We start from the raw sequence: 20,237 nt of genomic DNA, 5'->3' as shown, positions 1-20,237 counted from the left end.
CAGGCTCCCTGCGGGTTTTTGCAGTCACCTTAATGAGCGTTAATGACACTTGTGTTTCAAAGCGGTGTACCGAGTAAAACGTTGGATGGCGCGAACTGCACCCGCACCGGTTTATCGGCGGCCAGACCGAGGGTTTTCAAGTGCAGCGGTTCGGCCAGAGCACAGAGTGTCTGGCCGTTGGGCAGGCCGATGCGCACTTCGCTGGGGCCGTCCTCGGCGTCGAGAACTTCTTCGATGATGCCCTTCAGGCAGTTATTGCCGGGTGTTGCCACTTGATCGATGCCCAGTAACTCCAGCCAACCGGCCTTGATCAGAGCGACCACTTCGGTGCCGGTTTCGAGGTCCAGACGCAGGGTGCTGTCATGAGTGATCTGCGCATCGATGCTCAAGCCTTCGGCCAATTCAAGACGAATCCGGTCGTTGTGCCCTTGGGTATCAATCGCCACGACCTTGCCATGCAGTTGATTGCGCGCGCTGGTTCTGAGCATCAGTCGGCCGAGCAGGTCGAGATCGCTGGCATCTTCGGCGGCTTCCAGCACCTGAGCCTGCAAGGCTTGCAGCTTTTGATACAGGCGCAATACGCGCTGGCCTTCGCTGGAGAGTTTGGCGCCACCGCCGCCCTTGCCGCCGACACTGCGCTCCACCAACGGTTTTTGCGCGAGGTTGTTCAGTTCGTCGATGGCGTCCCAGGCCGCTTTGTAGCTCAGCCCCGCGCTTTTCGCGGCGCGGGTGATCGAGCCCTGTTCGGCGATGTGTTGCAGCAACGCGATGCGCTGCGGACGACGGACAATGTGCTGCGACAACAACGTAGGCAAGGACATGGCAAGACGCTTTGGGCTGTGGCGATGGGAAGGACGTTGGCGGCTTGGGGCTCGGGAGTCAAGTCAGGGCGCATCGCCGGGTTTGGGTGTGCGGGCCAGGCAATAGACGTCCACCCGAGCGGCGCCGGCGTCCATCAGCAGGCGAGCCAGGGCTTGGGCCGTGGCGCCGGTGGTGAGTACGTCATCCACTAGCGCCAGGTGACGACCGTTGATGAAAGCATCGGGTGCCAGAGCGAAGGCGTTGCGCAGGTTCTTTTTGCGGGCCTCGGCATTCAGGTCCTGTTGGGCGCTGGTGTCCTGAATCCTCAGCAACAGCGTTTCATCGCACGGAATGTCGAGGCTGGTGCTGAGCCAACGGGCGAGCATCGCGGCCTGGTTGAAACCTCGTTTACGCAGTCGTTTGGAGGCCAGCGGAACCGGGATGAGCGCATCGGGTCGATTCAGGTCTTCATCAAAGCGATGTTGCAGGAACTGAGTGAGAAGTTCGGCGAGCAGGCGGCCAAATGGCCACTTCGCAGAATGTTTGAAGCGCGTGATCAACGTGTCCACCGGAAAGCTGTAAGCCCACGGTGCGGCAACACGTTCGAAGGCTGGCGGTTGTTTCAGGCATTGACCGCAGGTCAGGCCAGCGGTGGGCAACGGCAGGGCGCAGGTTTGGCATTGATCGCCAATCCAGGGCAACTCTGTTTCACAGGCCATGCAGATGGGCGTGCTTTCATCGGCAGGTTCTGCACAGAGCAAACAAAGTTGGTTATTTTTTAACCAGATGTAAACCGGTCCATCGTATCGTGGTTGACAGCGCATGAGTCTTCCTTAAATATGCCGAACATCCGTGTCGCGTCTGTGGGTATTCCATCCCCCAGTCGCTTGCCAAAGCATAAAACAAAAGGAAACGCCCATGAGCGCCAGCACCACTGCAACCCTGCGTCATGACTGGTCTTTGGCCGAAGTCAAAGCACTCTTCGTTCAGCCATTCAACGACCTGTTGTTTCAGGCGCAGACGGTGCACCGCGCGCATTTCGACGCCAATCGGGTCCAGGTGTCGACGCTGCTGTCGATCAAAACCGGTGCCTGCCCGGAAGATTGCAAATATTGTCCGCAGTCCGGTCACTACAACACCGGCCTGGAAAAAGAAAAGCTGATGGAAGTGCAGAAGGTCCTCGAAGAGGCCGCTCGCGCCAAGGCCATCGGTTCGACCCGTTTCTGCATGGGCGCGGCGTGGAAACATCCGTCGGTCAAAGACATGCCTTACGTGCTGGAAATGGTCAAAGGCGTGAAAGCCATGGGCCTGGAAACCTGCATGACCCTCGGTCGTCTCGATCAGGACCAGACCGTTGCACTGGCCGATGCGGGCCTCGACTACTACAACCACAACCTCGATACCTCGCCTGAGTTCTACGGCAGCATCATTACCACCCGCACTTACAGCGAGCGCCTGCAAACCCTGGCCTACGTGCGTGAGTCAGGGATGAAGATCTGCTCTGGCGGCATCCTCGGCATGGGCGAGTCCCTCGATGACCGCGCCAATCTGCTGATCCAACTGGCCAACCTGCCGGAGCATCCGGAGTCGGTGCCGATCAACATGCTGGTAAAAGTCGCCGGTACGCCGCTGGAAAATGCCGACGATATCGACCCGTTCGATTTCATCCGCATGCTCGCCGTTGCGCGCATCCTGATGCCGCAATCCCACGTGCGCCTGTCCGCCGGCCGCGAAGCGATGAACGAGCAGATGCAGGCCCTGGCGTTCTTCGCTGGTGCCAACTCGATTTTCTACGGCGACAAACTGCTGACCACCGCCAACCCGCAGGCCGACAAGGACATGCAACTGTTCTCGCGCTTGGGGATCCTGCCGGAAGCGCGCGAAGAGCACGCTGACGAAGTGCATCAGGCCGCGATCGAACAAGCATTGGTTGAGCAGAAGAGCAGCGAGCAGTTCTATAACGCTGCTGTTTGATCGTGCCACTGATACCTCTGATTGAAATGCAAAACACTGTGGGAGCGAGCCTGCTCGCGATGACGGACTGACATTCAACATGAATGTCGACTGGACCAACGCCATCGCGAGCAAGCTCGCTCCCACAGGTTCTGCGACATCGCTTCTAAATTCTGATCCACGAGGCCTGCATGTCTTTCGATCTCGCCGCACGCCTTGCTACCCGTCGTGCCGAAAATCTCTACCGCCAACGCCCATTGCTCGAAAGCCCTCAAGGCCCGGAAGTAGTGGTCGATGGTCAGCCGTTGCTGGCGTTCTGTAACAACGACTACCTGGGCCTGGCCAATCACCCGCAAGTGATCGAAGCCTGGCGTGCTGGTGCGGCCCGCTGGGGCGTCGGCGGCGGGGCGTCGCATTTGGTCATCGGCCACAGCAGTCCGCATCACGCGCTGGAAGAGGCCTTGGCCGAATTCACCGGTCGCCCTCGCGCGCTGTTGTTCACCACCGGCTACATGGCCAACCTCGGCGCGGTCACCGCGCTGGTAGGCCAGGGCGATACGGTGCTGGAAGACCGGCTCAATCACGCGTCCCTGCTGGATGCGGGTCTGTTGTCCGGAGCGCGCTTCAATCGCTATCTGCACAACGACGCGGCGAGTCTGGCCAAGCGTCTCGAGAAGGCGACCGGCAATACCCTGGTGGTCACCGACGGCGTGTTCAGCATGGACGGCGACATCGCCGACCTGCCGGCGCTGGCTCGGGAGGCGAAAGCCAAAGGTGCATGGTTGATGGTCGATGACGCTCACGGCTTTGGTCCGCTGGGTGCCAATGGCGGCGGGATCGTCGAGCATTTCGGTCTGAGCCAGGAGGATGTGCCGGTATTGGTCGGCACCCTCGGTAAGGCTTTCGGTACGGCGGGTGCTTTTGTTGCCGGCAGCGAAGAGCTGATCGAGAGCCTGATTCAGTTCGCCCGTCCCTACATTTACACCACCAGCCAGCCGCCGGCGCTGGCCTGTGCGACGCTGAAAAGCCTTGAGTTGCTGCGCACTGAGCACTGGCGACGTGAGCATCTGAAAACGTTGATCCGCCAGTTCCGCCACGGTGCCGAGCAGATTGGCCTGGAGTTGATGGACAGCTTCACGCCGATCCAGCCGATCATGATCGGCGATGCCGGGCGTGCGGTTCGACTGTCGCAGATGCTGCGTGAGCGCGGTCTGATGGTCACTGCGATCCGTCCTCCGACCGTGCCCGCCGGCAGCGCTCGACTGCGGGTGACCCTGACCGCTGCGCACAGCGAGGCGCAGGTACAGCTATTGTTAAATGGACTGGCCGATTGTTTTCAACAACTGGGACCGGAGCCAAGCCATGCGTGATCGTCTGATTCTGCTGCCCGGCTGGGGCCTCGGAATTTCTCCACTGGAGCCCTTGGCGGCGGCGTTACAAGGACTGGATGAACACTTGCGGGTCGAAATTGAACCGTTGCCGGAACTGGAATCGAGCGATCTTGAGGAGTGGCTCGATGAGCTGGATTCGATGGTGCCTCAGGACACCTGGCTCGGCGGCTGGTCGCTGGGCGGCATGCTCGCTTCAGCGTTGGCAGCCCGGCGCGGCGATCGCTGCTGCGGCTTGTTGACCCTGGCGAGCAATCCTTCTTTTGTTGCACATGAGCAATGGCCGAGTGCAATGCCTGCCGAAACTTTCGATGCATTTCTGGCCGGCTGCAAGGCTGATCCTCGCATGACGTTGAAACGTTTCTCGCTGCTCTGCGCTCAGGGTGCCGAAGACCCGCGCGGGTTGTCTCGGCTGTTGCTCGGTGGCGCGCCACACACTTCGGCAGAGGTGCTGATGAGCGGCCTGGAGTTGCTCGCTCAACTGGATACCCGCCAGGCTTTGCAGACGTTCCGCGGCCCGCAACTCCATTTGTTCGCCGGTCTCGACGGACTGGTTCCCGCCGAAGCGGCGGGCGACCTGCTGATATTGCTGCCAGATGTTGAAATCGGTCTGATCGAACAGGCCAGTCACGCGTTTCTTCTGGAAGACCCCCACGGTGTGGCAGGGGCGATTCAGGCCTTTTTGCATGAGTCCGGTGATGACTGATTTATCCTTTCCCAGCCTGCCCGGCGGTTTGCCCGACAAACGCCAGGTGGCGGCATCTTTTTCCCGTGCGGCGGCAAGCTACGACAGCGTGGCCGAATTGCAGCGCGACGTTGGCAGTGAATTGTCGAGTCGTTTGCCAGAGGACTTCGTGCCGGGTGTCTGGCTGGACCTGGGCTGCGGCACCGGGCATTTCAGCCGTGCATTGGGCGAGCGATTTCCTGCAAGTCACGGGCTGGCATTGGACATCGCCGAAGGCATGCTCAATCACGCCCGGCCATTGGGTGGTGCAACGCATTTTATCGCTGGCGATGCCGAGCGCTTGCCCTTGCAGGATTCGACCTGCGATCTGATCTTCTCCAGCCTGGCGGTGCAGTGGTGCGCGGACTTCGCTTCGGTGCTCAGTGAGGCGCATCGGGTGTTGAAACCGGGTGGGATTTTCGCGTTTGCTAGTCTTTGCGTAGGCACACTGTTCGAGCTGCGTGACAGCTGGCGACAGGTGGATGGCATGGTGCACGTCAACCGCTTCCGCGAGTTCGGGGTTTATCAACAGCTTTGCGCGGACAGTGGGTTGAGCGTCGCGAGTCTGGAAACCCGACCGCACGTGTTGCATTACCCGGATGTGCGCAGCCTGACCCATGAACTGAAGGCGCTGGGTGCCCACAACCTGAACCCCGGTCGACCGGGTGGTTTGACCGGCAGGGCGCGGATCCTCGGTTTGATCGAGGCTTATGAGCGGTTTCGTCAGGCCGAAGGATTGCCGGCGACTTATCAAGTGGTCTACGCCGTTTTGGAGAAACCCTTATGAGCGCAGCCTATTTCATCACCGGCACTGACACCGATGTCGGCAAGACCACCATTGCAGCAGGTTTACTGTATGCCGCGCGGTCGGCCGGTTTGAGCACGGCGGCGGGCAAACCGGTCGCCTCAGGATGCGATGTCACGCCCAAGGGCTTGCGCAATGCCGATGCGTTGGCGTTGCTGGCGGAGTGCTCAGTGCCTTTGACTTATGCACAGGTCAACCCTATGGCGTTCGAACCGCCGATCGCGCCGCACCTGGCAGCGCGGGAGGCCGGCGTGGCATTGACGGTGCAATCACTGTTGACGCCCATGCGGGAAATTCTCGATATGCAAGCGGACTTCACCTTGATCGAAGGTGCCGGAGGTTGGCGAGTGCCGTTGGCGGATCAGGACAATCTGTCGGACCTGGCGATGGCGCTGGATCTGCCGGTGATCCTGGTGGTGGGCGTGCGCCTGGGTTGCATCAACCATGCGCTGCTGACGGCCGAGGCGATTGCTCAGGACGGTTTGCAGTTGGCGGGGTGGGTGGCCAATATCATCGATCCGAAGACTTCGCGCCTGGAAGAAAACCTTGCGACACTCGCTGAGCGGATCCCGGCGCCGTGCCTTGGGCGAGTACCGAAACTCAAGTTGGTAACGGCTGAAGCGGTGGCGGAGCATCTGCAACTGGATCTACTGGACTGAGTTTTCTGGCAGGGGTTTTAACTATGACGAGGCACTGTGCCATTAGTGTTTTTGTCGGGCCTTTTGTCAGTGGGTCTGGTTCAATGGCCGCTGTTGATCCTTTGTAGGACGAGTTCTCCCATGGAAATCTCAGGAAACACCGCTTTTTATGCCGGTCTGAGCACTATTCAGACAGGGCAGAACCGTGTCGATCAAGCCTCTGGGCAGATCGCCAACACGACGATCGAGCGTTCGGTGACCAGCCAGTCTTCCGAGGCTCAGGTCGATCGTCTGCGTTCGGTGGATCGCAGTCAGCAGTCGGACCTGGCCAGCAATATGGTCGAGATGTCCCAAGGCAAATTTCAGGTTGAACTAGGCGTCAAAGTCGCCAAGGCATCCGATGAAGTGCTCGGTACGCTGATTGATACCTACGCTTGAACCCTCGCTGAACCCGCCCCCTCAACGCCGCGACTAATTCGCGGCGTTTTTCTGCGTGAATCCTTGTCTCTCAACTAATCTTTCCTCCACCGCGAATCGCTCAGGCGACGGTGTTGCGTGGCTGTGGGTCTGGTATTTGCCTCAGGTGATGACGAACGGCAAAAGATCGGCGCTTGACAAGATTTAGGCGTAAACGTATGTTTCAAACAACTGTTTGACCGTCACAACAAATCAACGCGGTCGTTCATTCCCGGTTACATCAGCAGAGGTTTATCGCTATGCCTGACTACAAGGCCCCCTTGCGTGATATTCGCTTCGTTCGTGACGAACTGCTCGGCTACGAAGCGCACTATCAGAGCCTTCCGGCTTGCTCGGACGCAACTCCAGACATGGTTGACGCCATTCTCGAAGAAGGCGCCAAGTTTTGTGAGCAGGTGCTGGCTCCGCTGAACCGCGTGGGTGACACCGAAGGCTGCACCTGGAGCGAGTCCGGCGTTAAAACCCCGACGGGTTTCAAAGAAGCCTACAAACAATTCGTCGAAGGCGGCTGGCCAAGCCTGGCCCATGACGTAGAGCACGGTGGCCAAGGCCTGCCGGAATCTCTGGGTCTGGCCGTCAGCGAAATGGTTGGCGAAGCCAACTGGTCGTGGGGCATGTACCCAGGCCTGTCCCATGGCGCGATGAACACCATTTCCGAGCACGGCACGCCTGAGCAGCAAGAGGCTTACCTGACCAAGCTGGTTTCCGGCGAATGGACCGGCACCATGTGCCTGACCGAACCGCATTGCGGCACCGACCTGGGCATGCTGCGCACCAAGGCTGAACCTCAGGCCGACGGTTCCTACAAAGTCTCTGGCACCAAGATCTTCATCTCGGCCGGTGAACACGACATGGCCGACAACATCGTCCACATCGTGCTGGCACGTCTGCCGGATGCTCCGGCTGGCACCAAAGGCATTTCGCTGTTCATCGTTCCCAAGTTCATGCCGAACGAAGACGGTTCGGTCGGCGCACGCAACGCTGTGACCTGTGGTTCCCTGGAACACAAGATGGGCATCCACGGTAACGCCACCTGCGTGATGAACTTCGACGCGGCCACCGGTTACCTGATTGGCCCGGCGAACAAAGGCCTGAACTGCATGTTCACCTTCATGAACACCGCACGTCTGGGCACCGCGCTGCAAGGTCTGGCTCACGCCGAGATCGGCTTCCAGGGCGGTCTGAAATACGCTCGTGATCGTCTGCAAATGCGCTCCCTGACTGGCCCGAAAGCGCCGGAAAAAGCCGCTGACCCGATCATCGTTCACCCTGACGTACGTCGCATGCTGTTGACCATGAAAGCCTTCGCCGAAGGTAACCGTGCGATGGTTTACTTCACTGCCAAGCAAGTCGACATCGTCAAGTACGGTGTGGACGAAGAAGAGAAGAAGAAGGCCGACGCACTGCTGGCGTTCATGACGCCGATCGCCAAAGCCTTCATGACTGAAGTCGGCTTCGAATCCGCCAACCACGGCGTGCAAATCTACGGCGGCCACGGCTTCATCGCCGAGTGGGGCATGGAGCAGAACGTTCGCGACAGCCGCATTTCGATGCTGTACGAAGGCACCACCGGTATCCAGGCTCTCGATCTGCTGGGCCGTAAAGTGCTGATGACTCAAGGCGAAGCCCTGAAAAGCTTCACCAAGATCGTCCACAAGTTCTGCCAGACCAACGAAGGCAACGAAGCGGTCAAAGAGTTCGTCGAGCCATTGGCTGCGCTGAACAAAGAGTGGGGCGAGCTGACCATGAAGGTCGGTATGGCGGCCATGAAGGATCGCGAAGAAGTCGGCGCGGCGTCGGTGGATTACCTGATGTACTCCGGTTACGCCTGCCTGGCGTACTTCTGGGCGGACATGGCACGTCTGGCTGCCGAAAAACTGGCTGCCGGCACCACCGAAACGGCGTTCTACACCGCCAAGCTGCAGACTGCGCGCTTCTACTTCCAGCGCATCCTGCCGCGTACCCGTACTCACGTTGTCACCATGCTGTCGGGCGCTAACAATCTGATGGACATGAAAGAAGAAGACTTCGCGCTGGGTTACTAAGCTCCACGCTGTCGTTTCATAAAGCCGCTGCTTCCTCGGGAGCAGCGGCTTTTTTGTGCGCGATATCGACGCGTAAATATTCCTGACTAAAACGCTAAGAAGAATGCCTTTGCTGCCGTTAAAGAGGATGGCGATGTGACATGCCGCTCGAAGAGCAGGCACAATGCCATCTTTGTTTGCCGGGTCGGAGCTTTACCCTTGCCGCGTTCTTCCGCTGTACGTTTCAGCCATTTCCTGCCGTCATTGCTGCTTTTACTCGCGGGGCTGGCGGCTGCGTACGTGAAGGATCTGAACGTCTTTTTCACCTCGCTGTTCAACGTACTGCCAACCCTGGTGTTGTTGCTCGGCGGTGCTTACTGCGCGGTTTACCGACGTCAGCGTGAGCTGTTTCTGATGGTCACGGTGTACATCGCCTACTTCCTGCTCGACACCCAGACCGACTATTACCGCGACAACGGCAAGGTTCGTGAAGACGCGGCGGTGGTCTTCCATCTGTGCTGCCTGTTGCTGCCGTTGCTCTATGGCTTGTTCGCCGGCTGGCAGGAACGCACCCACCTGTTCCAGGACATGGTGGCGCGCTTCGCCGTGTTGCTGGCCTTTGGTAGCGTGGCGTTGGGGCTGGAACAAAGTTACCCACAGGCGCTGTTGATGTGGCTGTCGGAAATCCGTTGGCCAGCCTTGCATGGCGACTGGATGAGCCTGATCCAGTTGTCCTATCCCGTGTTCATCGCCTCGTTTGCGTTACTGGCCTGGCAATACTGGCGCAACCCGAGACCCTTGCATGCTGCCCAATTGGTGGGCTTGCTCGGGTTGTTCTGGATGTTGCCGAAAACCTTCATCCTGCCGTTCACCTTGAACATCATGTGCAGTCAGGTGATGTTGATGATTGCCGCAGCGGTCGCCCATGAGGCCTATCAAATGGCCTTCCGCGACGAACTCACCGGCCTGCCGGGCCGCCGCGCCTTGAACGAGCGGATGCAGCGGCTGGGGCGCAATTACGTGCTGGCGATGAGCGACGTCGATCACTTCAAGAAATTCAACGACACCCACGGTCACGATGTCGGCGACCAAGTGCTGCGACTGGTCGCCAGCAAGCTGTCGAAAGTCGGTGGTGGCGGTAGGGCGTATCGCTACGGCGGTGAGGAGTTTGCGTTGGTGTTCGCAGGCAAAACCCTCGAAGAGTGTATGCCGCACCTGGAAGTCATCCGGGAGTCCATCGCCACTTACAACATTCAACTGCGCAATCAGGACAGCCGTCCTCAGGACGACCAGCAAGGTCGTCAACGTCGCGCAGGCTCGGGCGCCTCAAGTGTGTCGGTCACCGTCAGCATCGGCGTGGCCGAACGACTGGAGCAGCGCACCCCCGAGAAAGTGCTCAAGTCCGCTGACGAGGCGCTCTACAGTGCCAAGGGGGCGGGGCGCAACTGTGTGGTGGCGTTCGGGCAGACCCGTCGTGGCGCGGTGCGCATGGACGCAGCCAATGATTGAGTGATGATGGCGCATTCAGCGTCTGGACTGTGATTGTGAGGCCGGGTGTGCGGCAGTAGGTTTGGGGAATCTGCTGCCGGAGAAATGACCATGCCTGAGTACAAAGCTCCCCTGCGCGACATGCGCTTTCTGATCGACCACGTCTTCGATTTTCACAGCAACTACGCCGCGCTGGGTGCCACCGATGCCAGCCCGGACATGGTCAACGCGATCCTCGAAGAAGGTGCAAAGTTCTGTGAGAACGTTCTCGCACCGCTGAACCGCAGCGGCGACGAAGAAGGCTGCCATTTCGACAATGGCGTGGTGACTACGCCTACAGGCTTCAAGCAGGCCTTCGCACAATACGTTGAAGGTGGCTGGCACGGTCTGGCGGCTGATCCGGTTTACGGTGGCCAGGGTTTGCCGAGCTCACTGGGGTTGGTCATCAGTGAAATGGTCGGCTCCAGCAACACCTCCTGGGGCATGTATCCCGGTCTGACTCACGGTGCGATGTCGGCAATCCACGCCCATGGCACTGAGGAACAGAAACAGACTTACCTGAGCAAGCTCACCGCCGGCCAATGGACCGGCACCATGTGCCTGACCGAAGCCCATTGCGGCACCGACCTGGGCATCATCAAAACCCGCGCCGTGCCTGCGGCCGACGGCAGCTATGCGATTTCCGGCAGCAAGATCTTCATCTCTGCCGGCGAACACGACATGAGTGAAAACATCATTCACCTGGTGCTGGCGAAACTGCCGGACGCTCCGGCCGGGACCAAGGGCATTTCACTGTTCATCGTTCCTAAATTCCTACCCAACGACGAAGGTGAGGCGGGAGAGCGCAACGGCGTTTCCTGCGGCTCGATCGAACACAAAATGGGTATCAAGGCCTCGGCTACCTGCGTGCTGAACTTCGACGACGCCAAGGGCTTCTTGATTGGTGAGCCGAACAAGGGCCTGAACTGCATGTTCACCATGATGAACCACGCGCGGCTCGGCACCGGCATGCAGGGTTTGTGTCTGGGGGAGGCGAGCTTTCAGGACGCGATCAAGTACGCCAACGACCGTCTACAGATGCGCGCACTGACCGGACCGAAAGCGCCGGAAAAAGCCGCCGATCCGATCATTGTTCATCCTGATGTGCGCAGGATGTTACTGACCATGAAGGCCTTCAACGAAGGCAATCGGGCGCTGACTTATTTCACCGCGCAGTTGCTGGACGTGGCGCATCTGAGTCCGGATGAGACGGCGCGTCAGGACGCCGAAGACCTGCTGGCGTTCCTCACGCCGATCTGCAAAGCCTTCATGACTGATACCGGGCTGGAAGTGACCAACCACGGCATGCAGGTGTTCGGTGGTCACGGTTTCATCCGCGAGTGGGGCATGGAGCAGCTGGTTCGTGACTGCCGGATTGCACCGATCTATGAAGGCACCAACGGCATTCAGGCGCTGGACTTGCTTGGCAGAAAAGTCCTCGGCAGCCAGGGGAAATTGCTGCGTGGGTTCACCAAAATCGTCCACAAGTTCTGTGCAGCAAACGCCGGACATCCGCAACTTGCCAGCTACGTGGCGCAGCTCAACGACCTGAATCAGCAGTGGGGAGAGGTGACCACCAACGTCGGCATGGCGGCGATGAAAAACCCGGATGAAGTCGGCGCAGCTTCGGTGGATTACCTGATGTACAGCGGTTACATCATCCTCGGCTATTTGTGGCTGCGCATGGCGCTGGTCGCTCAGTCGCAGCTCGATTCGGAAATCGGCGATGCCGATTACTGTCAGGCAAAACTGGCGACCAGCGAGTTTTACTTCAAGCGTTTGCTGCCGCGCACTGCCGCTCATCGCGCCGCCATCGAAGCGGGTAGCGATTGCCTGATGAAGCTGCCAGCGGAGTTGTTTGCGCTTTAATCTTTAAAACCAGTGACAAAGGAGCCCGCCATGTTGCGGGTTTTTTTGTGACTGATTAGTCGGTGACTAAAAATTACAAAACGGTCATTGGCTGACCCTATGTGTCGCAAAAGTTGTTGGGTTACACTCGGAGCCAACGAAAACATCACTCCTACGAATCACCTGTTTAGATCTTGTGAGGTTTGCCATGGCTGACTACAAAGCGCCCCTGCGCGATATGCGCTTCGTCCTCAATGAAGTTTTCGAGGTCGCCAAACTCTGGGCTGAGCTGCCTGCGCTGGCCGAGACCGTCGATGCTGAAACGGTTGAAGCCATTCTTGAAGAAGCCGGCAAGGTCACCAGCAAAAGTATCGCGCCGCTGAGCCGTGCGGCTGACGAAGAAGGTTGCCATTGGGCGGACGGTGCTGTCACCACGCCGGCAGGTTTCCCACAGGCTTATCAGACTTACGCTGAAGGCGGTTGGGTCGGTGTCGGTGGCGATCCCACCTACGGCGGCATGGGCATGCCCAAAGCCGTTTCGGCGCAGGTCGAAGAAATGGTCAACTCCGCCAGCCTGTCGTTCGGTTTGTACCCGATGCTGACCGCGGGCGCCTGCCTGTCGATCAACGCCCATGCCAGCGAAGAGCTGAAAGCCGCGTACCTGCCGAACATGTACGCCGGTGTCTGGGCCGGTTCGATGTGCCTGACCGAGCCACACGCCGGTACCGACCTGGGGATCATCCGCACCAAGGCCGAGCCTCAGGCCGACGGTTCCTACAAGGTCAGCGGCACCAAGATCTTCATCACCGGCGGCGAGCACGACCTGACCGAGAACATCATTCACTTGGTGTTGGCCAAACTGCCGGACGCGCCAGCGGGGCCGAAAGGCATTTCGCTGTTCCTGGTGCCGAAGTTCATGGTCAATGCCGATGGCAGCCTGGGCGCGCGTAACCCGGCGAACTGTGGCTCGATCGAACACAAGATGGGCATCCAGGCGTCCGCGACCTGCGTGATGAACTTCGACGAGGCCGTGGGTTATCTGGTCGGCGAGCCAAACAAAGGTCTGGCCGCGATGTTCACCATGATGAACTACGAACGCCTGGGCGTCGGTATCCAGGGCCTGGCCACCGGCGAGCGTTCCTACCAGAACGCCGTCGAGTACGCTCGCGATCGTCTGCAAAGCCGTTCGCCGACCGGCGCGCAGAACAAGGACAAGGTCGCTGACCCGATCATCGTCCACCCGGACGTGCGTCGCATGTTGCTGACCATGAAAGCCTCGAACGAAGGCGGTCGTGCCTTTTCGACTTACGTGGCCATGCAACTGGACACCGCCAAGTTCAGCGAAGACGCAACGACCCGCAAACGCGCGGAAGATTTGGTGGCCTTGCTGACTCCGGTGGCCAAGGCGTTCCTGACCGACCTGGGCCTGGAAACCACGGTTCACGGCCAGCAGGTTTTCGGCGGCCACGGTTACATCCGTGAGTGGGGCCAGGAGCAACTGGTGCGCGACGTGCGCATCACCCAGATCTACGAAGGCACCAACGGCATTCAGGCGCTGGACCTGGTCGGGCGCAAAATCGTCGGCACCGGCGGCGCGTTCTACAACCTGTTTGCCGACGAGATCCGTCATTTCACCGCGACCGCCAGCGCTGATCTGGTGGAGTTCACCAAACCGCTTAACGATGCGGTGACTACTCTCGACGAACTGACCGCCTGGTTGCTGGATCGGGCGAAAAACAACCCGAACGAAATCGGTGCTGCCTCGGTCGAGTACCTGCAAGCATTCGGTTACGTGGCGTATGCGTACATGTGGGCATTGATGGCCAAGGCCGCTTTTGGCAAAGAGGCGCAGGACGATTTCTACGCGAGCAAGTTGGGCACGGCGCGCTTCTATTTCGCACGTCTGCTGCCGCGCATTCACTCGTTGAGCGCCTCGGTGAAGGCCGGCAGCGAGTCGTTGTTCCTGCTGGACGCAGGACAGTTCTGACAATGTAACGTCATGTAAGCATTCTCTTACATGACGTGCTGCTCTTCTCCCATAGATGAAGATTGGATCCACAGCTAATCTACTTCACATGGACGTAGCGCAGGAAGCGCAAAGCAACAACACGGACACGTAGGATTCTGCCAGGACGGCGGAGTGAAATGGATGTCAGGGAAACAGTCTGCAAAGCCCCGCTTCGGCGGGGTTTTCTTTTGCCCGCAGAAAAGTGCTCAGCTCATTTCATCCAGTGTTGCCGGGCTGCTCAAACGCCCATCCAAGCCATTCATCACTTCTTCCAGCAACGTCCGCAATAAGGCCAGCGAGGCCTGTTGTCGCTGCACATCCCGACATACCAATCCAACTTTAAGCGGCACCCTCGGCTCGCTCAGTGGTTTCCACATCAGTTCCTTGTTGCCGTGTGCCTGTTGTGAGCGTCCGGGCAGCACCGTCGCCAGTCGTGTGTGCGGCAGGCTGTCGAGAATCCCCGCCATGTTGTTCAACTCGGCCTGCACCTGCGGACGTCGTCCCAGATTGGCCAGTTGTGCCTGCCAGATCTGCCGCACTTGAAACTCTTCGCCCAGCAGCAACATCGGCAATTCGGCGGCCTGACTCATCGAGACTTTCTTGAATTCCCGCAACGGGTGATCCGCCGGGATGACGAGGGTCAGCTCATCTTCGTACAGCATCACGCCATGCAACCCCGGCTGACGAGGTGGCAGATAGCTGATGCCGATGTCCAGCGAGCCGTTGAGCAAGCGCCGCTCGATTTCCAGCCCCGTCAGTTCATAGATCTGCACCACCAAATGCGGCTGCGCCTTGCGCACGCGTTCGAGCATCTGCGGCACCAGGCTGGTATGGACGGTCTGCAAAACACCGATGGCCAATGTGCGCAGTGCCTGGCCCTTGAAGTTGCCCAAGGCTTCCCGTGCCCGCTGCAATCCATCCAGCAAGGGCAGGGCGTGGTTGTACAAAGTGTGAGCAGCCAGGGTTGGCAGTAGCCGTTTGCTGCTGCGTTCGAACAGGCTCACATCGAGATTTTGTTCGAGGTGGCGGATCTGCTGGGACAGCGCCGGTTGAGAGATTGAAAGCCGCTCGGCAGCCCGGCCCACATGGCCTTCTTCGTAGACCGCGACGAAATAACGCAGTTGCTTGAAATCCATAAGGTGTGCTTATCGAAAATGCTGGGAAAACGAAATGGCTCAGGGCCTTGCCTGAGCCTAGTCTAACCGCATTCACAAGGCTTACAGGGCCACAGAGCGCGATGAATACCGTTTGTTTCGATGGTGTTTACATAGGTAAGGCAAAAAACCTCGCACGAGGTTTGATCAGATGAACTTGTTCAGCTTGCGGCGCAATCCGCCGAGTCTCGAAGACTTGGCCGTCGATGCCTTCTTGCCGTCCAAAGACGACAATCTTTCCAGCGAGTGCCTGATGCCCAGTGTCGAGCGACCGAAACAGATATTCGTGCGCGGCCAAGGCTCATGGTTGTGGGACAGTGATGACCGCGCTTATCTGGATTTCTCCCAAGGTGGCGGGGCCAATAGCCTCGGGCACAGCCCTTCGGTACTGGTCAACGCCATCGCGGCGCAGGCTCAGTCGCTGATCAACCCCGGCTTCGGCCTGCATAACCGCGGCATGCTCAATCTGGCTGAGCGTCTATGCTCCAGCACCGGCAGTGATCAGGCGTACCTGCTCAACAGCGGCAGCGAAGCCTGTGAGGCGGCGATCAAACTGGCGCGCAAATGGGGCCAACGGCATCGCGGCGGGGCTTCGCGGATCATCGTTGCCAACAACGGCTGCCATGGTCGTAGTCTGGGGACGATTTCGGCGTCGGACAGTTCGATTCTGACCAACCGATTCGAGCCGCTGCTTCCAGGCTTCAGTCATGTTCCGTTCAATGACCTTCCAGCCTTGCATGCGGCCGTCGACGCTCAGACCGTGGCGATCATGCTCGAACCGATCCAGAGCGAAGCCGGGGTGATACCGGCCACTGAGCATTACCTCAAAGGGGTCGAGTTCTTGTGCCGTGAGCTGGGCATTCTGCTGATCTTCGACGAAGTGCAGACCGGCATCGGTCGTTGCGGCACGTTGCTCGCCGAACAATCCTACGGCGTGCGGGCAGATATCGTTGTTCTCGGTAAAGGGCTGGGTGGTGGCGTGCCATTGGCTGCGTTACTGGCGCGGGGAAAGGCTTGCTGTTTTGAAGTCGGCGAAGTGACAGGTACTCATCATGGCAATGCGTTGATGACAGCGGCCGGTCTTGCCGTCCTCGACAGCGTGCAGGACAAGGGGTTTCTCAATCATGTCAGGGAAACCGGTCAGCATCTTTGCGAAGGTCTGCAGCGTTTATCCCATCGCTATGGTCACGGCGAGTTGCGCGGGCAAGGACTGTTCTGGGGCCTTGATCTGTCCGACGATTCGGCTGACGCAGTCGTTAAAGCGGCGTTGTACGAAGGTTTGCTGCTCAACGCTGCGCAGCCTGATTGCCTGCGCTTTACCCCGGCCCTGACCGTCAGTAAAGCCAACGTTGACGAAATGCTCCTGCGTCTGGCCCGTGCCTTCTCCCGTGTGCGCACTGCGCAACTGCAGTGCCGCAAAGGGATTGCCGTCTGATCAGACCCGCCCTACACAAATTCCCGAACCGTCTCGCGGTATAACGCATCGCCCCATGCCTGATTTTTTTGGCGTGGGGCGTTTTTTTGTCTGAGGGTTTTGCCGGAAAGGTTTCACGCTCGGACGTAATGGCACTGAACCCTGACGAACGGCACAGGTCGATTAGCTGTAGGGCTCACGCGAGCCAACTTCAAATCAGGAGCTGCCCCATGGACTTCATTCGCATCATCATCGCCATTCTGTTGCCGCCACTGGGTGTGTTTCTGCAAGTCGGTTTCGCCGGCGCGTTCTGGCTGAATATTCTGCTGACGCTGTGCGGCTACATCCCCGGGATCGTGCATGCGGTGTACATCATCGCCAAGCGCTGAGTTTCGCGGCGCCAGTTAGATCGCTTTCGCGAGCAGGCTCGCTCCCACAGGGGTTTCTGTACACCACAGATCTATTGTGGGAGCGACGGTGCGACGATTCGACCTGCTCGCGAATGGGGCGACACAATTCCTGCACGGGCAGCAGACTTCAGTCCGCCAACGCCATCACTCTTCGATAAAACAACCACTCCTGCTCCAGCGCATGGGCCTGATTGCCGGCCTTGCGAAAGCCATGGCGTTCGTCAGCGTAGTAATGCGCTTCAACCAGAATGCCGTTGTCCTGCAACGCCGTGACCATGTCGCGGGTCTGTTGCGGCACCACCACGGCGTCCAGTTCACCCTGAAAGAAAATCACCGGCTTACTGATGTTGCCCGCGTGCAGCAACGGCGTTCGAGCGGCGTAGCGTTCGGCATCCTGCACCGGGTCGCCGATCAGCCAATCCAGATAATCGCCTTCGAACTTGTGAGTCGTCCGGCCCAGCGCCACAGGGTCACTGACGCCATACAGGCTGGCGCCGGCGCGGAAGACGTTGTGGAAGGCCAATGCGCACAGGGTGGTGTAACCACCGGCACTTCCACCGCGAATAAACGCCTTGTTACCGTCGATCAATCCGCGTTTGGCAAGATGAGCGACGACTGCGCAGGCGTCCTCCACGTCCACTTCGCCCCAGCTCAAATGCAGCGCTTGTCGATAAGCCCGACCATAGCCACTGCTGCCGCGGTAGTTGAGGTCGGCCACGGCGAATCCGCGTTGCGCCCAGTACTGGATTCGCGGATCGAGCATGGGGTAGCAGGCCGAAGTCGGGCCGCCGTGGATAAACACCACCAGAGGCGGTTTTTTCTCACTGGTCATTGCTGGATAGAAGAAGCCGTGCGCCTCGCCCGAACCGCTCGGGTAACGCAGGGTTTGCGGGACGCTGATCTGCTCGGCAGGCAACGGTGCAATACCGCCAGCCAGTGTTTTGAGCTGCCGGGTCTGGCGGTCGATGGCAATGACTGACGACGAACTGACTGGCGAAGCGGCGATGCAGTAAATGAACTGCTCATCCAGTGCGAGAGAGCGGAAGCGGCTGTAATCGCCCGTGAAATCTTCACCGGCGTCACCACAAACACCCAGTCTGCCAAACCCGTCTTCGGTCCAGCTCGCCAGATAGCGGCCTTCGCTCAGCGGCAACCAGGTGCTGCCACCCAGCTGCCACGGCGCTGGCCCATGATCCGCTGCGGCACTCGGCAGCGGGCTAAGACCGTCTGCCGATTCCACCCAAGGCTGCCAGTAGCCGCTGCGATCAGTCAGGCAAAACAGACGGCCGCTTGTATCGAACCTCGGTTGTTGCAGCGATTCCTCAGCGTCTTCGCCTGCCACGCAACGCGGCGGAGCAAAACGGCCATCGTTCTGGCGTTCGGCGACCATCAGGCGAGTCGCGGTCCATGGTTGATCCGGGCGGTCCCACTCGATCCACGCCAGTCGTTGCGCGTCGGGACTCAACGTCGGCGCGGCATAGAAATCAGCGCCTTCGGCCAGCAGATGACGTACTCCGTCAGCCACATCGATAGCCACCAGGCGATGCCGATCGCGGTTTTCTTCAACCGCCAATACCTGCCCGTTAGCGAACTGCAGATCGCCGTATCGGCATTCGCCCAAGCTCAGTAACTCAGGTGTCTCGCCGGCCAGCGACTGTCGATACAGCTGTTGGTCCGCCTCGTTGACGAAAACGATCCCGTCATCGGTCAGACAGAACGCGCCGCCGCCGTATTCGTACACGCGACTGCGCACACTGAAACCCGCAGGCGTCAGGCAGTGCGCCTGGCCGCCTCGCCAATGCCAGATTCGGCAGGCGGCGTCCTCGGGGCGGTACTCGTTCCAGAACAAGCCATGTGGGCCGACCTGCAACTCGGCGAAGTCGATGCCGGCCGCAACAGCCTTGGCAGCGCTGAAGGGTTCAGCTTTTAGCGATGAGTCGTGAATTTCGTTCATTGCGAAAGGCCAGTTGTTCGATGGTCTGGGTCGCGTGCTCGGCTTCTTCGCGGGCCTTGAGGATCACGCCGTGATGTTCCGACTTGCTGCACACCGGGTCGGCGTTGCTCGCGTCCCCCGTGAGCATGAATGCCTGGCAGCGACAGCCGCCGAAGTCTTTTTCCTTCTCGTCGCAAGAGCGGCACGGCTCGGGCATCCAGTCGTAACCGCGAAAGCGGTTGAAGCCGAACGAGTCGTACCAGATGTGCTGCATGCTGTGATCGCGCACGTTGGGAAACTGCACCGGCATCTGTCGGGCGCCGTGACACGGCAGAGCGGTTCCGTCCGGCGTGACTGTCAGAAAAATACTGCCCCAGCCATTCATGCAGGCTTTCGGGCGTTCTTCGTAATAGTCCGGAGTGACGAAAATCAGCTTGCACGGATGCCCTTCGGCTGCAAGTTTTGCGCGGTATTCGTTGGTGATGCGTTCGGCGCGGACCAGTTGTTCCTTGGTCGGCAACAGACCGACCCGATTGAGCTGCGCCCAACCGTAGAACTGGCAAGTGGCGAGCTCCACAAAGTCCGCCTCAAGGGCGATGCACAGCTCGATGATCCGGTCGATCTTGTCGATGTTGTGCCGATGGGTCACGAAGTTCAGCACCATCGGATAACCGTGGGCTTTCACCGCGCGAGCCATTTCCAGCTTCTGGGCGAAGGCCTTTTTCGAACCAGCCAGCAAGTTGTTCACTTGCTCGTCGCTGGCCTGAAAGCTGATCTGAATGTGGTCCAGGCCGGCCTTCTTGAAGTCGCTGATTTTCTGTTCGGTCAGGCCGATGCCGGAGGTGATCAGGTTGGTGTAGAAACCCAGCTTGCGCGCCTCGGCAATCAGCTCGGCGAGGTCCTGGCGCACCAACGGTTCGCCGCCGGAGAAGCCCAATTGCGCGGCGCCCATCTCCCGCGCTTCGCGAAATACCTTGATCCACTGTTCGGTGCTCAGTTCTTTGCCTTGCTCGGCGAAGTCCAGCGGATTGGAACAGTACGGGCATTGCAGCGGGCAGCGATACGTCAGCTCGGCCAGCAGCCACAGCGGCAGGCCGATTTCCGGTTTGGGCGGTAACTTGTCTGACACGGAT

The 20,237-nt window shown here is 59.4% G+C and carries 17 protein-coding genes; 12 read left to right on the top strand and 5 right to left on the bottom strand.

Features of this window, described 5'->3' with window-relative positions; all coding sequences use genetic code 11:
• Positions 1 to 56: 56 nt before the first annotated feature.
• Both EAH74_RS00425 and EAH74_RS00420 read right to left on the bottom strand, forming a co-directional pair.
• Positions 57 to 821, bottom strand: a complete 765-nt coding sequence (locus EAH74_RS00425) for a TOBE domain-containing protein (protein WP_140674713.1) — start codon at positions 819 to 821, stop codon at positions 57 to 59.
• 63 nt (positions 822 to 884) lie between these two features.
• Complete coding sequence (locus tag EAH74_RS00420) at positions 885 to 1,625, bottom strand: ComF family protein (protein ID WP_140674710.1); 741 nt, start codon at positions 1,623 to 1,625, stop codon at positions 885 to 887.
• Positions 1,626 to 1,719: 94 nt separating this feature from the next.
• Between EAH74_RS00420 and bioB the strand changes: the two genes are divergently transcribed.
• From bioB to EAH74_RS00370, 10 genes are all read left to right on the top strand, one after another.
• Positions 1,720 to 2,775: a biotin synthase BioB gene (gene bioB, locus EAH74_RS00415; protein WP_140674707.1), complete on the top strand. Its 1,056-nt coding sequence runs from the start codon at positions 1,720 to 1,722 to the stop codon at positions 2,773 to 2,775.
• A 170-nt stretch (positions 2,776 to 2,945) separates the two neighbouring features.
• A complete protein-coding gene (gene bioF, locus EAH74_RS00410) occupies positions 2,946 to 4,124 on the top strand; it encodes an 8-amino-7-oxononanoate synthase (RefSeq protein ID WP_140674704.1) in 1,179 nt (392 codons plus the stop codon).
• Positions 4,117 to 4,848, top strand: a complete 732-nt coding sequence (locus EAH74_RS00405) for an alpha/beta fold hydrolase (RefSeq protein WP_140674701.1) — start codon at positions 4,117 to 4,119, stop codon at positions 4,846 to 4,848. The genes bioF and EAH74_RS00405 overlap by 8 nt, the downstream gene beginning before the upstream one ends.
• Positions 4,841 to 5,653, top strand: a complete 813-nt coding sequence (bioC, locus tag EAH74_RS00400; protein ID WP_140674698.1) for a malonyl-ACP O-methyltransferase BioC — start codon at positions 4,841 to 4,843, stop codon at positions 5,651 to 5,653. Before EAH74_RS00405 ends, bioC begins: the two co-directional genes overlap by 8 nt.
• Positions 5,650 to 6,330: a dethiobiotin synthase gene (gene bioD, locus EAH74_RS00395; protein ID WP_140674695.1), complete on the top strand. Its 681-nt coding sequence runs from the start codon at positions 5,650 to 5,652 to the stop codon at positions 6,328 to 6,330. Before bioC ends, bioD begins: the two co-directional genes overlap by 4 nt.
• 120 nt (positions 6,331 to 6,450) lie before the next feature.
• Positions 6,451 to 6,747, top strand: coding sequence for a pyrroloquinoline quinone biosynthesis protein PqqE (locus EAH74_RS00390; protein WP_129440603.1), 297 nt, complete (start codon positions 6,451 to 6,453; stop codon positions 6,745 to 6,747).
• A 278-nt stretch (positions 6,748 to 7,025) separates the two neighbouring features.
• On the top strand, positions 7,026 to 8,831 hold the full coding sequence (locus tag EAH74_RS00385) for a phenylacyl-CoA dehydrogenase (protein WP_140674692.1): 1,806 nt from the start codon (positions 7,026 to 7,028) through the stop codon (positions 8,829 to 8,831).
• 198 nt (positions 8,832 to 9,029) lie between these two features.
• Positions 9,030 to 10,319, top strand: coding sequence for a GGDEF domain-containing protein (locus EAH74_RS00380; RefSeq protein ID WP_140674689.1), 1,290 nt, complete (start codon positions 9,030 to 9,032; stop codon positions 10,317 to 10,319).
• A gap of 90 nt (positions 10,320 to 10,409) precedes the next feature.
• The gene (locus EAH74_RS00375; protein WP_140674686.1) at positions 10,410 to 12,206 is read left to right on the top strand and encodes an acyl-CoA dehydrogenase C-terminal domain-containing protein; all 1,797 of its coding nucleotides are present in this window, start codon (positions 10,410 to 10,412) and stop codon (positions 12,204 to 12,206) included.
• 187 nt (positions 12,207 to 12,393) lie between these two features.
• Entirely contained in the window at positions 12,394 to 14,172 is a 1,779-nt protein-coding gene (locus EAH74_RS00370; RefSeq protein WP_140674684.1) for an acyl-CoA dehydrogenase C-terminal domain-containing protein, read from the top strand.
• Positions 14,173 to 14,399: 227 nt separating this feature from the next.
• On the opposite strand, the gene EAH74_RS00365 is transcribed toward EAH74_RS00370, so the two are convergent.
• Positions 14,400 to 15,329 carry a LysR family transcriptional regulator gene (locus EAH74_RS00365; protein ID WP_140674681.1) on the bottom strand — a complete coding sequence of 310 codons (930 nt, stop codon included), beginning with the start codon at positions 15,327 to 15,329 and terminating at the stop codon, positions 14,400 to 14,402.
• Between the two features lie 169 nt (positions 15,330 to 15,498).
• On the opposite strand from EAH74_RS00365, the gene EAH74_RS00360 reads away from it, so the two are divergent.
• Together EAH74_RS00360 and EAH74_RS00355 are read left to right on the top strand one after the other, a co-directional pair.
• Entirely contained in the window at positions 15,499 to 16,782 is a 1,284-nt protein-coding gene (locus EAH74_RS00360; RefSeq protein WP_140674678.1) for an aspartate aminotransferase family protein, read from the top strand.
• Between the two features lie 209 nt (positions 16,783 to 16,991).
• Positions 16,992 to 17,150 carry a YqaE/Pmp3 family membrane protein gene (locus EAH74_RS00355; RefSeq protein ID WP_007904205.1) on the top strand — a complete coding sequence of 53 codons (159 nt, stop codon included), beginning with the start codon at positions 16,992 to 16,994 and terminating at the stop codon, positions 17,148 to 17,150.
• Positions 17,151 to 17,298: 148 nt separating this feature from the next.
• Here EAH74_RS00355 and EAH74_RS00350 read toward each other — a convergent pair whose 3' ends face one another.
• Together EAH74_RS00350 and pqqE are read right to left on the bottom strand one after the other, a co-directional pair.
• Positions 17,299 to 19,125, bottom strand: coding sequence for an alpha/beta hydrolase family protein (locus EAH74_RS00350; protein WP_140674675.1), 1,827 nt, complete (start codon positions 19,123 to 19,125; stop codon positions 17,299 to 17,301).
• On the bottom strand, positions 19,091 to 20,233 hold the full coding sequence (pqqE, locus tag EAH74_RS00345) for a pyrroloquinoline quinone biosynthesis protein PqqE (RefSeq protein WP_161990838.1): 1,143 nt from the start codon (positions 20,231 to 20,233) through the stop codon (positions 19,091 to 19,093). The genes EAH74_RS00350 and pqqE overlap by 35 nt, the downstream gene beginning before the upstream one ends.
• Positions 20,234 to 20,237: the final 4 nt, after the last annotated feature.

Source organism: Pseudomonas mandelii, from assembly GCF_006438925.1.
In the GTDB taxonomy this organism is placed as follows: Bacteria; Pseudomonadota; Gammaproteobacteria; order Pseudomonadales; family Pseudomonadaceae; genus Aquipseudomonas; species Aquipseudomonas mandelii_C.
The sequence above is the reverse complement of the archived record's forward strand: the minus strand, read 5'-3'. Positions and strand labels throughout refer to the sequence as shown.

What these genes read in the sequence shown, in the direction of transcription:
- EAH74_RS00375 (WP_140674686.1), top strand. Translation starts at nt 10,410, where the DNA reads ATGCCTGAGTACAAAGCTCCCCTGCGCGACATGCGCTTTCTGATCGAC.
- bioB (WP_140674707.1), top strand. Translation starts at nt 1,720, where the DNA reads ATGAGCGCCAGCACCACTGCAACCCTGCGTCATGACTGGTCTTTGGCC.
- EAH74_RS00420 (WP_140674710.1), bottom strand. Translation starts at nt 1,625, where the DNA reads ATGCGCTGTCAACCACGATACGATGGACCGGTTTACATCTGGTTAAAA.
- EAH74_RS00360 (WP_140674678.1), top strand. Translation starts at nt 15,499, where the DNA reads ATGAACTTGTTCAGCTTGCGGCGCAATCCGCCGAGTCTCGAAGACTTG.
- EAH74_RS00405 (WP_140674701.1), top strand. Translation starts at nt 4,117, where the DNA reads ATGCGTGATCGTCTGATTCTGCTGCCCGGCTGGGGCCTCGGAATTTCT.
- EAH74_RS00425 (WP_140674713.1), bottom strand. Translation starts at nt 821, where the DNA reads ATGTCCTTGCCTACGTTGTTGTCGCAGCACATTGTCCGTCGTCCGCAG.
- bioD (WP_140674695.1), top strand. Translation starts at nt 5,650, where the DNA reads ATGAGCGCAGCCTATTTCATCACCGGCACTGACACCGATGTCGGCAAG.
- EAH74_RS00390 (WP_129440603.1), top strand. Translation starts at nt 6,451, where the DNA reads ATGGAAATCTCAGGAAACACCGCTTTTTATGCCGGTCTGAGCACTATT.
- bioF (WP_140674704.1), top strand. Translation starts at nt 2,946, where the DNA reads ATGTCTTTCGATCTCGCCGCACGCCTTGCTACCCGTCGTGCCGAAAAT.
- bioC (WP_140674698.1), top strand. Translation starts at nt 4,841, where the DNA reads ATGACTGATTTATCCTTTCCCAGCCTGCCCGGCGGTTTGCCCGACAAA.
- EAH74_RS00370 (WP_140674684.1), top strand. Translation starts at nt 12,394, where the DNA reads ATGGCTGACTACAAAGCGCCCCTGCGCGATATGCGCTTCGTCCTCAAT.
- EAH74_RS00355 (WP_007904205.1), top strand. Translation starts at nt 16,992, where the DNA reads ATGGACTTCATTCGCATCATCATCGCCATTCTGTTGCCGCCACTGGGT.
- EAH74_RS00385 (WP_140674692.1), top strand. Translation starts at nt 7,026, where the DNA reads ATGCCTGACTACAAGGCCCCCTTGCGTGATATTCGCTTCGTTCGTGAC.
- EAH74_RS00365 (WP_140674681.1), bottom strand. Translation starts at nt 15,329, where the DNA reads ATGGATTTCAAGCAACTGCGTTATTTCGTCGCGGTCTACGAAGAAGGC.
- EAH74_RS00350 (WP_140674675.1), bottom strand. Translation starts at nt 19,125, where the DNA reads ATGAACGAAATTCACGACTCATCGCTAAAAGCTGAACCCTTCAGCGCT.